The organism is Exiguobacterium sp. MMG028, from assembly GCF_027947425.1.
Classification (GTDB): Bacteria; Bacillota; Bacilli; order Exiguobacteriales; family Exiguobacteriaceae; genus Exiguobacterium; species Exiguobacterium aestuarii_A.
The window spans coordinates 1,274,003-1,286,120 of sequence record NZ_JAQJIN010000001.1; the positions used below are offsets into that span (position 1 = coordinate 1,274,003).

Below are 12,118 nucleotides of genomic sequence, written 5' to 3' on the forward strand. Positions count from 1 at the left end.
CTTTAGAATCATATCCAACCATTCCATCACTTTACTCTTTACTTCCTTAACAGTTTTTTTGGTTGTATTACTTACCTTCTTAGTCTTGTATGTTAGAAAAACCGGAGATGAAAAAGGACCAATCCTGTTAGGGGTGTTACTATTTTTCGGAGTGATTTTTCTTTTATTCTTACTCATTAATTTGCTTGTTATGGTGTGAAAACGAACAAACAAAATGACACTCTAAGTAAATTTTGCAACAAGTGTTTGGACGTTCTGCTTAATCAAAATTGTCAGTATGAAATATGAATAAAGAATCTCTACGTCAAAACAAGAAAAAATGTTTACAAATGCAGATAGTGAAATTAAATTTATTTAGGAGAGATTATATGTATAAAGTTGGATTTGTAGGAGTTTTCTTTACTTTATTTTCACTTTTTTTGATAGAGGTTATATCGTATAGCGATGGCATAACAGAAGCGCCAAACCCTTTACTAGAACGTACACTTGTTTATATTGTTCTAATGGGAGTTCTATCTGGTGTCTTGATTCTCATTGACTCTATCATTTATTTTAAAAGACGCTAAATACAAATAAGTCCAGCTCATAGCGAGTCCTTTGTCTGAATGTGTGTATAGTAACCGTATTCTACTAATGACTGTCGCTATGGGCTTTTTTGTGTTCACTTTGGGGTGTTGCACTTAATTTTATAATTCATCATACAAAAAACCGCGGCACAAGACCGCGGTTACATGCTTAGTTCGACATTTGGTTCAAGAATGGTGCGAGATCAACGTTCAACTCGTTCGAGAGACGCTCCCCAAGTTCACGATCCGCACGATAGAAGTTGCAGATCAAGAGGAGAACCGTCTTCTCATGACGAACTTCTTTGATGTGGGCAACGAGGTTATGGATAAGCGCGTCCTTCTCTTCTTGAGAATAACGACGATACACTTCTCCGGCCTGGCCGAAGTCGTTCGTCTTCTCAATCTTCTGGCGACCCGTCACGCCTGTGATCGGTTGTGGCGTCTCGATGTAATCCGCATTCGGCTTCGGCGCGTCTTCATAGCGGTTCGGCTCGTAGTTGACCGTGCTCTTCTGTTGCTTGAATGGCATCGCCCCGTCACGCTGGTTGTTCGCGACTTGAGCGAACGGGCAGTTGATCGGAAGTTGAAGGTAGTTCGGTCCGATGCGGTGACGCTGCGTATCCGAATACGAGAAGAGACGTCCTTGGAGCATCTTGTCTTCCGATGGCTGAATTCCTGGTACGAGAACGCCCGGGTTGAAGCCGACAGACTCTGTCTCGGCAAAGTAGTTGTCGACGTTCTTGTTGAGGGTCATCGTTCCGACCAATTGGTATGGGATGACATCCTCGAACCAATCTTTCGTCGCATCGAGCGGATCGAAGTCGAAGTTATCCATATCAGCCGGATCTAAAATTTGTACATATAGATCCCATTCCGGATAGTCTCCTTGCTCAATCGCGTTGAACAAGTCACGTGTTGCGTGGTTGAAGTCTTCCGCTTGAATTTTCGCGGCTTCTTCCATCGACAAGTTTTGAATGCCTTGCTTCGGTACCCAGCGCATCTTTATGTACACTGTGTTGCCAAATTCGTTCACCCATTTAAAAGAGTGGACGGACGATCCGCGCATATGACGATACGATGCCGGAATGCCTTCGTCACTGAACAAATGAAGTAGCATGTTTGTTGATTCCGGTGTGAGTGACATGAAGTCGAAGAAACGGTCTGGGTCTTGAAGGTTTGTTTGTGGGTCTGGTTTGAGCGAGTGAATCACGTCCGGGAATTTAATCGCGTCACGGATGAAGAAGACCGGCAAGTTGTTTCCGACGAAATCATAGTTCCCTTCTTCCGTATAAAACTTGACGGCGAAACCACGTGGGTCACGAAGCGTCTCCGGTGAACCTAAGCCGTGGATGACGGTCGAGAAACGCGCAAACACAGGCGTCTCTTGCCCCTCTTCTTGCAAGAATGCAGCTTTTGTATATCGTTTCATACTATTTTTTACAGTGAAGACACCATGCGCCCCTGCCCCTCTCGCGTGAACGACGCGTTCTGGTACGCGTTCACGGTCGAAATGCGCTAATTTCTCAATTAGTTGGTAGTCTTCGAGAAGCGTCGGGCCTCGACGACCCGCAGTGATGGAGTTGGCGTTATCCCCGATTGGTGCGCCTTGGTTAGTAGTTAGTTGACGATATTGATCCATATGATTGCCTCCCATTATTTATAATCATTACAATCTTGATATTAATAAAACATTAGAATGATTACAAATAAAAAGCTCGTGAATCACGAACTTTTTTTCATTTGTCTTTTTTGTTTGGCTCTTTCACGTTGATGAAGCGTCACGACGAAGAACGCGGCGAGCACTCCACCAAGTGACCCGGCGATGATGTCGACCATCGTATCGTCGTTCCCGTTCCCTTGCATCGTCGTGTTTAAGACGACGTCGGATGTAAATTCATACATCTCCCAAAGCGCCGCGCCGGCCATGGAAAAGACAACGATATAGACGAATAAAAATCGTTTCGGGATTTCAGTTCGAATGTCGTCATCGAGCCGGGAGAAGAAGTCGAATCCTAAAAATGCAAGAAAGATACCGCTCAAGAGATGAAGGAACGTATCCCACCAGCCGTTCCCGTACAATCCGACAATTGATCCTAAATACTGTGAGGCAAACAAGAACAGGATATAGGCCACCTTCATCTTGCTATCGAGTTCTGTTTTAAACGTCTTTTCAATAAAGAACGGGATGAGACCCGAGATGATCCCGGCTCCCGCCACACTCGCATCGAACCAGGATTCTTCAATGATCGATGTGACGAGCATGACCGCCATGAACAAGACGAATCCAAACTCGAGGATACGCCCTTTCGTGAGCTTCACGATGCTTCGCCTTCTTTCGTCTAGTTTGTTCTCTATTAGCTTTATTCCCAACTCTTAATCGTGTTCAACCACACAATCGAATTTAGTTGGACTTACTTGCTTTTTTACGAACATATGTTCTATAATGGATATTATGAATCCGAGGAGGAACTTGCTATGCCGATCAATCCGTATCTCAACTTTAATGGGAATTGCCGCGACGCCGTGAACTTCTATGCGGACGTATTCAACCATGCCGCTCCAGACATCATGACGTTCGGTGACCAACCTGGTCCAGACAGTCAACCGGTGCCGAGTGAAATGGCCAATCTCGTGCTGCATACCCGACTATCGATTCACGGCTCATCGCTCATGTTTTCTGATGCGATGCCTGACGGACCGGTCACGTTCGGCGACAATATCACACTCGCCGTCGTCACGGACGACCTCGATGCCATCCACCGCGAGTTCGAAGCGCTCTCAGTGAACGGCCGTGTCTTGATGCCGCTTCAAGAGACGTTTTGGAGCAAGGCGTACGGCATGCTCGAAGATCAGTTCGGTGTCCAATGGCAGTTTAGCCACGAAGCATAAGAACGACAAAAAATCCCCGATCCTTGACGAATCGGGGATTTGCTTATTTTTGGGCTACGAAGAAGATGCGCTCCGCATCCGCTCCCGGTGCATGTTCGGTGAAATCTGATGTGACCGATTTGACGTGGAATCCGGCACCAATCAACCATTGCATGTACTGCCCTGGTTCATATGTCCGTTGTTCATGCGTCTCCTCGATCCGTTCGTACGTCCCGTCTTCAAGCGCGACGAAGAACGTCAAATCGTGAACGACTGAGAGCGGTGCCTCTCCCGGGTCGGCAAACCAGATATACGAGCAGTCTTCCCCGTTTGACGCGTACGTCTTTTGGTTGAAGAGCGTCTGCATCTTATTCGGCGCATGGACATCAAAGATGAACAGCCCGCCCGGTTTGAGTTGGTTGTAGACAGATTCGAACGTATCGATCACATCTGCCTCATCCCGTAGATAGCAGAGTGAGTCACATAGAATCGTCACGGCATCGACCGGTTCCGGTAACTCCAACTCACGCATATCTTGTTCCCAAAGTGGCAACTCGATCTCTGCTTCGAGTGCCTTTTCTTGTGCGACTTCGAGCATCGACTCCGATAAGTCGATCCCCATCACGTCGTAATGTTCGGCGAGGCGAATCGTAGCCGATCCTGTCCCACATCCGACATCCGCGAGTGTCGCGCCATCTTGGACGTGACGACGCACGAAAGCGACCCACTCATCATACGGCGCGTCTTTCATTAACTCGTCGTATACATAGGCGAATCCTTCGTATGCCATTAGCCGACTTCCACTTCGACGTGCGGCGCGTCAGCCCACAATTTCTCTAGATTGTAGTAATCACGGTCGTCACGATGGAAAATGTGAACGACGACGTTCTCGAGGTCAGCAAGTACCCAACGTGCCGTGTCCATTCCTTCAAACTTGTGGAGTGGTAGGTCATTTTCGCCAGCGACATCTTTGATTTCACGTGCGATTGCTTCGACTTGCTTCTCCGAGTTCCCGTGACAGATGACGAAGTAATCCGCAATCGGCGAGATGCCTTCCATGTCGAGTACGACGATTTCCTCGGCACGTTTATCGTCAGCCGCTTTTACAATCAATTCTAATTCTTCTCTTGCAGTCATATTGACCCTCCTAAGGTGTATTCACAAAATCATTATACGTTTCAATCGTCAGTGGAAAAATGCGCACCGACTTCTTCAATAAAAATTCAATCGTTTGGCGCAGTGTCGCGACAACCGCCCCTTCGAGCGAATGCGCTGCCTCTACTCGCAGGCGATCAACCCCTGGATAATTCCGATTCGGTTCGATGGCATCGGCCACGAATAGGATTTGATCGAGACGAGACATCCCAGGCTCTCCCGTCGTATGATTCCGAATTGCCGATAGTACGGTTTCATCAAGTTCATACTGACGAGCAAGCAAGATCGCACCGACCGGCGCATGCAACAACTCGTCCCCGTACTCAAGTAGGCTTGAATCAAGTCCCTCTTCGATGACGACTTGACGCATCTCTTCCGTGTCAAAGTACTTGGCGTAGTCATGAAGCATCGCTGCTAGACGAGCCTCTTCGACGTTCTCGCCGTACTGAACCGCCATCCGCTCTGCCGTCTCGACGACACCGAGCGTATGGATATAGCGTTTTTCTGGTAGCGTCTGTTTAATCAACTCATGCGCTTCTTCAAACGTCATACAGCTTATGCTCCTTCACATACGTCTCGACGAGCGCCGGGACCAAATATTTGATGGATTTGCCTCGCTTCGCCCGCTCCCGAATATCGGTGGACGAAATCTCAAGTTGCGGCATATCGATCGGACGAACGTCCGCCTTTTCTGGAATCAAGTAACGTGTCCCAGGACGGGCGACGGCGCCGAATGCGACAAGTCGAATGAGCGTCTCATAGTCGTGCCACGACTCGAGTGCGACGAGTGAATCCGCTCCAATCAAGAAATAGAATGTATCGTCTGGATGCTGTTCGATCAACCGCTTCATCGTCTCCACCGTATAGGACGGCTCACTCCGCTCAAACTCAATCAAGTTCAACTTGAACTCTGACTGACCTTGAATGGCGCGGCGAGTCATCTCGATTCGATGGTCTGCCGAGCTGAAGCCAATCTTGTGTGGCGGAATCGCAGCCGGTAAAAACCAGACTTCATCGAGTGCAAGTTGTTCACGAGCTTGTTCGGCAATCAACAGATGTCCGAGATGCGGCGGGTCGAACGTGCCCCCCATCAAACCGATGCGGCTCATGGGAGTTTGATTTGGCGATTTTCTTTCTCAGTCGCCTCTTTGTATAAGACGATGACTTTACCAATGACTTGAACAACCTCAGCTTTTGTACCTTCTGACAATTCACCGGCCACGTCTTTTGGCGTGTCCATGCAGTTTTGAAGTACTTGAACTTTGATCAATTCGCGTTTTTCGAGTGCGTCCACGATATCTTTACACATCGCTTCGCTGACCCCATTCTTCCCAACTTGATAGATTGGTGAGAGATGGTGCGCTTCTGCGCGTAAAAAGCGTTTTTGTTTACCTGATAGCATAGTATATTATTCCTCCAATAATCCTTCGATTAACTTTTTTCCGATGGTTTCGTCCGGTTTCACGCCCGTCCATTTTTCGAACGAGAGCGCGCCTTGCCCGACGAACATGGCTACCCCTGTCACAATGATGGCCCCGCGATGTTTCGCTTCATGAAGCATCGGGGTGACAAGTGGACGATATATGATATCACAAACGACCGTGTTTTGTCGTAGTCCATCTAATGAAAGTGGTGTCGAGCTCTTGTCCATGCCGACAGAAGTCGTCTGAATGATGACCTCATATTGCGAGACGTCGACCTTTTCGAACGTCGTGTACGTGACATCGAACGTATCTGCGAGTTCTTTCGCCCGTTCGACTGTTCGATTGACAATCGTCACTCGACGCGTCGGTAGTGCCTGTACGATCCCACGCGCAGCTCCACCCGCACCGATGACGAGGACTTGTCCTGTCCAATCGGTGAACGGTGTCAGTGCTTGGACGAGCCCTGCACCGTCTGTATTCGTTCCGACAAGGCGTCCGTCTCGCTTATACACCGTGTTGACAGCACCGGCAAGTTTCGCTGCCTCATCGAGTTCATCGACGTAACGAACGACTGCTTCTTTATACGGAATGGTGACGTTGAATCCGTCCCATTCACCATTCCGCATCGCTTCGAACAAAGCAGGCAGGTCGGTCTCCAGCGCGTCAATGGCCTCATAACGCCCGAAAAGCCCAGACGCCCTCAACCACTGCTCGTGCAGCTGGGGAGAGAGCGAATGAGCAATCGGGTGGCCGATGACAGCCAGATTCATACGAGCGCCTCGCGGAGTGTGACTGCGACGCCTTTCGGAGCCCAAGCCGCAATGCGACCGCCTTTACCGTGAATCGCGACCCATCCGAGGCCACTGAACACGATGTCTGTCTTCACACCGTCTCGTAAGCTGAATTCATGGCGTACGAGTGGTGGTAAGATTTCGAGCGTCTTCTCGTTCGGGGGATTGAGCATTTTCCCAATATGCTGGTCATAGAGCTCATCCGCGCGTTCGAGTTTCGTACGGTGTGCTTTCAATTCGTTCGACATATAGATGACGAACGATCGTTTATTGCCTTCCAAGTAATCCAAGCGTGCCAAACCGCCAAAGTAGAGCGTCTGTTGCGGATTCAATTGGAACACATGTGGCTTGATTTCTTTTTTCGGCGTGATCGTCTTCAAATCTTTCGCATCGACGTAATGCGCCATTTGATGACGGTTGATGATCCCTGGTGTATCGTACAAGTTCGCATCATCATCAAGTGGGATGTCGATTAAGTCAAGCGTCGTTCCCGGGAAATGACTGACGGTGATGATGGCTTCATCCTCTTCACCGAAACGCTTGATCACCTGGTTGATGAGTGTCGATTTCCCGACGTTCGTACAACCAACGACAAAGACGTCTTTGCCTTTACGGTAATATTCGATCTTCTCCGCGAGTTCATCGATGCCGTGTCCTTTTTTCGCACTGATCAAATGGACATCGATCGGATTTAAGCCGAGCTCTTTTGCTTCCGCCTTCATCCAGTTCGCCATCCGGTTCGGGTTGACGGATTTCGGCAACAAGTCTACCTTGTTTCCGACTAAGAGGACCGGGTTTGAGCCGACTGAGCGTTGTAGGCCCGGGAGCCAACTGCCATTGAAGTCGAAAATATCGACAATCTTGATGACGAGTGCCTCTTTTGAACTGATTCCGTTCAAGATGCGCAAGAAGTCATCGTCTGACAACTCGACGTCTTGAACTTGGTTATAATGCTTCAATTTGAAGCAACGTTGGCAAATGACGATTTCTCGGTCAAGTGCCGATTTTGGTGCATAGCCGACCCCGTTCGGGTCTTCCGTTTGGATGGCTACGCCGCACCCAGCGCAATATCGTTTGGTTTCTTCCATAGTTGTGCTTACTGCCGTTCAGGTTTCCCCTTCTTCATTCGCCGTAGCACCTCGCTGCTACTCCTGAAGCGTTAATTCCGACGCCTTGGTCGCCGTACATGGGCAGCCTCCTTCTTCCTGTGCGTTCGAGGTCTTATTCATCTTTTTTATGTGAATCTTTGGAATGTGGATGCATCGCTTCGCCGATTTTTTCAGCGACCGCAACTTTCGCCCGCTGTGCGTCGACAGCAAGCTCTTCCACTTTTTTCGTGATCAATACATACTTCCCGCGACGCTTCATATGCGCAAAGACAACCTTCTCAAGCATCCGGTTGAATTTCGTGACGAGCCCGTCCGTTTTGACGACCGGTTGAACGTGGATGACATGGATGCCAGCCATATTCGCACCGAGTACGTCCGTAAACAACTGATCGCCTAAGAAAATGGCTTCTTTCGGTGAATAGCCATATTTCGAAAGTGCGGCTTTAAACCCTGATGGTAACGGTTTTCTTGCACGAGAGACATAATGAAGACCAAGCGGTTCCGTAAACGTTCGTACACGGTTCTCGTTATTATTTGATACGACAATCACATCGAAACCGTATGATTTCACTTTTTCAAGCCACATCAATAAAAGCTCAGGCGCATGCGGAACATCCCACGCCACGAGTGTATTATCAAGGTCGGTCAAAATGACGCGTACCCCACGGTCTTTCAATTCTTGTAAGTCGATGTCAAACACAGACGCGACGAACTGTTTCGGATAAAGTCGATTAAACACGTAAAATTCCTCCAATTAGCTAAACGATTCAACTACTTATACAAGTATTGATATCCCTTCTATGGTAAACGAAAACCGACCAAACGACTAGTCTATCGTTCGGTCGGAAGAAAATTGATACAAAATTAGTTGGTTTTGATTGTCCCGATGACGTCACCGAGTCGAACCGGACCCATTTTTCCATGGTCCATTTGAATCGCATCTTTCTCAAAACAAAGCACGACGGTCGAACCGAATGAGAAGTATCCGACCTCTTGCCCTTTCTCCGCTTGATCGCCCTCGAGCGTCCACTCAATCGTGTTCACGTTCAAGGCACCAACCATGATATGCTCATACGTCCCAGCCGGACTATTAAAGCGTGTCACACGACGGTAGTTGCGAGAGAGTGGTCTCACCGTCTCCGTCAATCCAATCTCGTTTACGGGTGCCGAGCGGTCCCCAAGTTCATAGTGACTGAGCACACGACCCGAGAGTGGCGTATGGACGCGGTGATAATCGCGTGGGCTGAGGTACAGAACGACGACCGTTCCGTCAGCGTAACGTCTCGCCTCTTGTTGAGAACCGAGCAACTCCGCAAGCGTATACGACTGTCCTTTCACCTCAAAACGGCTATCCTCTGAGATTGATTCGATGACCGATAACTTTCCGTCACATGGTGAAACGAGTGTCTCGGACGATTCATCGATCGTACGGGCTCCCGGCTTCAAGTGACGGGTAAAGAACGCATGCAGTGATGGATACGCAGCAAGCGGTTGTTCTGCTTCCTCCACCGCAATGTCATACACTTTGGCAAACGAAGGAATCAAGTGGCGACTCACGCTTGATTCCGCAAAGCGCTTCAAGCGTGTGGCAATCCAAGGCGAGGCGTTCAACTCAAATAACGTTTGGTAGAAACGACGCTTCATTCCTCTTTTGCCTCCTCATTTTTAAAGAATGTTTCGTATTGTTGTTCAGACACCGCACCTTCAATGCGACCGACTTCTTTTCCATCTTCGAATCGGATGATTGTCGGTGTTCCATTGATGCCGTATGTTTCCCATACGTTATGGTCTGCCAAGTTGATTGAGACCGCATCGTATTCTTCGATGAGCGGTTCAACATACGGTTTCACTTGCTCACAATATTCACAGCCTGTCTGCCAGAAGTAAGCGACAACCTCGCCGTCCTGGTCTAACTGTTGCTGCAATTCGTCTGCAGTGACGGCATTGACGCCCTCTTCTTCATTGGCTCCGTTTAAAAAGAACAACAGACCGATTCCGATGACGATAATCGCTCCGATAATGGCGAACGTGATAAAATTCGCGCGTTTTTCAGGGTTTTTCATATGCATGATCCTCCTCTATGTTGGATAAAGAAAAAAGACTGACTCATGCACGAGTCAGTTTGATTGTAGACGGCTTACTTTTCTTGTGCAACGTCGCTGATTCCCATGTCTTTGTTCAAAACATCGAGAAGTGCAACGAAGATTGTGATGGCCACGCCAAATCCTGTCGCGAGCATCGCGTTGAACTCTACACCATCAACAGCAGAAATGATAAACACCGCTGTATTTGAGAGCACAATCGCCCAGATCAATGTCACTAAATAACGCATTGAACGTCCCCTCCATCTCACAGATGATTCGTAAAAATTCATACGACATTAGTATAGCATTGTTCGAATGGAATATGCGACTTCGATTGTATATTCTTTCCGTATAATCGAAAAATGTGATACGGTCGTAGAAACATCATTGTGAAGAAAAGAGGATGACTGATGTCACGTTATTTAATCGCAGTTGATTTAGATGGAACGTTATTAAGAGATGATAAAACCATTAGTGAACGCAATCTCCGTGCCCTTCAAGCGGCGCGTGAAGCTGGTCATGAAGTCATGATCGCGACAGGGCGCCCAAAGCGCCATTCGATCATGTACTATGAGCAAATGGGATTGACGACTCCGCTCGTCAACTTCAACGGTGCCCTCGTGCATCACCCGAAAGATGCGAATTATGCGGTCACACACCGCCCGATTCCGCTCAAGACCGCACACGATATCATTGAAGAGGTCGCTGATACGAAAGCCCATAACATCGTCGTCGAAGTGACCGACCATGTCTATTTCCAAAAAGACCCGCAAGAGTTTTACAGCCCGTATGCAGAACGTGCGCTCAGTGTCACGTCTGGGAACTTGTTGACACACTTGCAGGACGAGCCGACGTCACTATTGATTCACGCGACAAAAGACCACGTGGCACACGTCCGCTCGCAGCTCGACGACATTCATGCCGAGGCCGTATTGAACCGTCAATGGCGCATGCCCGAGCACATGATCGAGGTCATGAGCAAAAACACGTCGAAGGCACTCGGACTCCAGGAAGTCTCGAAGCATTTGAACATCGACCGGAAGCAAATCATTGCGTTCGGTGATGAAGAGAATGACCTTGAGATGCTCGACTATGTCGGGACAGGTGTCGCGATGGGGAATGCCATCGACCAACTGAAAAACGTGGCCAATGAAGTGACGGCTTCGAATATGGACGACGGAATCGCCCTCTTCCTAGAAGAAAGACTTGGGATCAAGTCATAACGAAAGCACCGACCTGAAAAGTCGGTGCTTTTTGTCATTCACTCAATTTTAGCGACGGAACGTACCTTCGACGTCCTCTGTCGGCAAGATATTGATCCAAACCGATGGGTCTGCATCTTTACAGATCCGTGTGATTTCACGAACCTCGTGTCGTTGGGCGACCATCATGAGCGTCGCTTTCTCGACTTTCGAGTAAGTGCCGATTGCCGGCATGAGCGTGATGCCACGGAACACGTGTTGATGCAATTCTTTCGTCACTTCATCTGGATGGTTCGTCACGATGAAGAGCGTCTGACGTTGCGTATTCGTGTAAATCTCATCGATTACTTTTGATGTCACGTATAAGAAGACGATCGTGTAGAGCGCTGTCGGCCATCCGAACAAGGCACCTGCTGCGAGCGCAATCATCATATTCATCAAGAAGAGGTAGACACCGACCGAGTTGTTCGTGAATTTCGCAAGAATCAACGCGACGATGTCAAAGCCCCCCGTCGAGGCACCGTACCGAATAGTAATCCCCGAACCGATCGCCAAGAGCACACCGCCGAACACGGCGTTCAATAACGGGTCGTCCGAGAGGAGCTGCGATTGCGGAAGCATACGAATGAACAACGTAACCGAGGCGACACTGACAAGCGTATGGATCATCATATTCCGACCGAGCATAAAATAACTAACGACGAGCAGTGGTGCGTTCAGAATAAAGAACCAGAGCCCTTCCCCTAGTTCAAACGGTGTACCAGCTAGTAGTGCTGTCAAGATTTGGGCAAGGCCCGTAAATCCTGTCGAATAGACGCCGGCTGGAATTAAAAATAATGTCATGGATAAGGCAACGAACAATCCTCCGATGATCGAGACAACCCCGATTCGTGTATGTTCTTTAACGGCTTCCGTCAAG

The 12,118-nt window shown here is 48.6% G+C and carries 16 protein-coding genes; 2 read left to right on the plus strand and 14 right to left on the minus strand.

Annotated features, from left to right (window positions below; genetic code table 11):
- Positions 1-735: 735 nt before the first annotated feature.
- On the minus strand, positions 736-2,205 hold the full coding sequence (locus PJK55_RS06680; protein ID WP_271305189.1) for a catalase: 1,470 nt from the start codon (positions 2,203-2,205) through the stop codon (positions 736-738).
- 83 nt (positions 2,206-2,288) lie between these two features.
- Complete coding sequence (locus PJK55_RS06685; protein ID WP_271305190.1) at positions 2,289-2,885, minus strand: hypothetical protein; 597 nt, start codon at positions 2,883-2,885, stop codon at positions 2,289-2,291.
- 156 nt (positions 2,886-3,041) lie between these two features.
- Between PJK55_RS06685 and PJK55_RS06690 the strand changes: the two genes are divergently transcribed.
- On the plus strand, positions 3,042-3,455 hold the full coding sequence (locus PJK55_RS06690; protein ID WP_271305191.1) for a VOC family protein: 414 nt from the start codon (positions 3,042-3,044) through the stop codon (positions 3,453-3,455).
- A gap of 43 nt (positions 3,456-3,498) precedes the next feature.
- Here the strand turns inward: PJK55_RS06690 and PJK55_RS06695 are convergent, their stop codons facing one another.
- The 11 genes from PJK55_RS06695 to PJK55_RS06745 all read right to left on the minus strand — a co-directional run bounded on the left by PJK55_RS06695 (position 3,499) and on the right by PJK55_RS06745 (position 10,245).
- Positions 3,499-4,224, minus strand: a complete 726-nt coding sequence (locus PJK55_RS06695; RefSeq protein WP_047795583.1) for a class I SAM-dependent DNA methyltransferase — start codon at positions 4,222-4,224, stop codon at positions 3,499-3,501.
- Complete coding sequence (gene rsfS / locus PJK55_RS06700) at positions 4,224-4,571, minus strand: ribosome silencing factor (RefSeq protein ID WP_074032684.1); 348 nt, start codon at positions 4,569-4,571, stop codon at positions 4,224-4,226. The genes PJK55_RS06695 and rsfS overlap by 1 nt, the downstream gene beginning before the upstream one ends.
- Positions 4,572-4,581: 10 nt before the next feature.
- Positions 4,582-5,139 (minus strand): bis(5'-nucleosyl)-tetraphosphatase (symmetrical) YqeK, encoded by a 558-nt coding sequence (gene yqeK / locus PJK55_RS06705; protein WP_271305192.1) that lies wholly within the window; start codon positions 5,137-5,139, stop codon positions 4,582-4,584.
- Complete coding sequence (locus tag PJK55_RS06710) at positions 5,129-5,698, minus strand: nicotinate-nucleotide adenylyltransferase (RefSeq protein WP_271305193.1); 570 nt, start codon at positions 5,696-5,698, stop codon at positions 5,129-5,131. Before PJK55_RS06710 ends, yqeK begins: the two co-directional genes overlap by 11 nt.
- A complete protein-coding gene (yhbY, locus tag PJK55_RS06715; protein WP_074032681.1) occupies positions 5,695-5,991 on the minus strand; it encodes a ribosome assembly RNA-binding protein YhbY in 297 nt (98 codons plus the stop codon). Before yhbY ends, PJK55_RS06710 begins: the two co-directional genes overlap by 4 nt.
- A 6-nt stretch (positions 5,992-5,997) precedes the next feature.
- On the minus strand, positions 5,998-6,783 hold the full coding sequence (aroE, locus tag PJK55_RS06720) for a shikimate dehydrogenase (protein ID WP_271305194.1): 786 nt from the start codon (positions 6,781-6,783) through the stop codon (positions 5,998-6,000).
- Entirely contained in the window at positions 6,780-7,892 is a 1,113-nt protein-coding gene (yqeH, locus tag PJK55_RS06725) for a ribosome biogenesis GTPase YqeH (protein ID WP_015880995.1), read from the minus strand. The genes aroE and yqeH overlap by 4 nt, the downstream gene beginning before the upstream one ends.
- A gap of 133 nt (positions 7,893-8,025) precedes the next feature.
- On the minus strand, positions 8,026-8,652 hold the full coding sequence (locus PJK55_RS06730) for a YqeG family HAD IIIA-type phosphatase (protein ID WP_271305195.1): 627 nt from the start codon (positions 8,650-8,652) through the stop codon (positions 8,026-8,028).
- 125 nt (positions 8,653-8,777) lie between these two features.
- Positions 8,778-9,557, minus strand: coding sequence for a phosphatidylserine decarboxylase (locus PJK55_RS06735; RefSeq protein ID WP_271305196.1), 780 nt, complete (start codon positions 9,555-9,557; stop codon positions 8,778-8,780).
- On the minus strand, positions 9,554-9,976 hold the full coding sequence (locus PJK55_RS06740; protein ID WP_214696100.1) for a thioredoxin family protein: 423 nt from the start codon (positions 9,974-9,976) through the stop codon (positions 9,554-9,556). Before PJK55_RS06740 ends, PJK55_RS06735 begins: the two co-directional genes overlap by 4 nt.
- 74 nt (positions 9,977-10,050) lie before the next feature.
- On the minus strand, positions 10,051-10,245 hold the full coding sequence (locus PJK55_RS06745; RefSeq protein ID WP_271305197.1) for a YjzD family protein: 195 nt from the start codon (positions 10,243-10,245) through the stop codon (positions 10,051-10,053).
- A gap of 162 nt (positions 10,246-10,407) precedes the next feature.
- Here PJK55_RS06745 and PJK55_RS06750 point away from each other — a divergent pair, with 162 nt between their 5' ends.
- Positions 10,408-11,220: a Cof-type HAD-IIB family hydrolase gene (locus tag PJK55_RS06750; protein ID WP_271305198.1), complete on the plus strand. Its 813-nt coding sequence runs from the start codon at positions 10,408-10,410 to the stop codon at positions 11,218-11,220.
- 48 nt (positions 11,221-11,268) lie between these two features.
- Here PJK55_RS06750 and PJK55_RS06755 read toward each other — a convergent pair whose 3' ends face one another.
- The gene (locus tag PJK55_RS06755; RefSeq protein ID WP_074032674.1) at positions 11,269-12,117 is read right to left on the minus strand and encodes a YitT family protein; all 849 of its coding nucleotides are present in this window, start codon (positions 12,115-12,117) and stop codon (positions 11,269-11,271) included.
- Between the last annotated feature and the right edge of the window lies 1 nt (position 12,118).

Bases quoted from the DNA above. Each gene is read 5' to 3' on its own strand.
- PJK55_RS06750 (WP_271305198.1), top strand. From the start codon at position 10,408: ATGTCACGTTATTTAATCGCAGTTGATTTAGATGGAACGTTATTAAGA.
- PJK55_RS06690 (WP_271305191.1), top strand. From the start codon at position 3,042: ATGCCGATCAATCCGTATCTCAACTTTAATGGGAATTGCCGCGACGCC.
- PJK55_RS06710 (WP_271305193.1), bottom strand. From the start codon at position 5,698: ATGAGCCGCATCGGTTTGATGGGGGGCACGTTCGACCCGCCGCATCTC.
- rsfS (WP_074032684.1), bottom strand. From the start codon at position 4,571: ATGACTGCAAGAGAAGAATTAGAATTGATTGTAAAAGCGGCTGACGAT.
- yhbY (WP_074032681.1), bottom strand. From the start codon at position 5,991: ATGCTATCAGGTAAACAAAAACGCTTTTTACGCGCAGAAGCGCACCAT.
- PJK55_RS06735 (WP_271305196.1), bottom strand. From the start codon at position 9,557: ATGAAGCGTCGTTTCTACCAAACGTTATTTGAGTTGAACGCCTCGCCT.
- PJK55_RS06745 (WP_271305197.1), bottom strand. From the start codon at position 10,245: ATGCGTTATTTAGTGACATTGATCTGGGCGATTGTGCTCTCAAATACA.
- aroE (WP_271305194.1), bottom strand. From the start codon at position 6,783: ATGAATCTGGCTGTCATCGGCCACCCGATTGCTCATTCGCTCTCTCCC.
- yqeH (WP_015880995.1), bottom strand. From the start codon at position 7,892: ATGGAAGAAACCAAACGATATTGCGCTGGGTGCGGCGTAGCCATCCAA.
- PJK55_RS06680 (WP_271305189.1), bottom strand. From the start codon at position 2,205: ATGGATCAATATCGTCAACTAACTACTAACCAAGGCGCACCAATCGGG.
- PJK55_RS06695 (WP_047795583.1), bottom strand. From the start codon at position 4,224: ATGGCATACGAAGGATTCGCCTATGTATACGACGAGTTAATGAAAGAC.
- yqeK (WP_271305192.1), bottom strand. From the start codon at position 5,139: ATGACGTTTGAAGAAGCGCATGAGTTGATTAAACAGACGCTACCAGAA.
- PJK55_RS06740 (WP_214696100.1), bottom strand. From the start codon at position 9,976: ATGAAAAACCCTGAAAAACGCGCGAATTTTATCACGTTCGCCATTATC.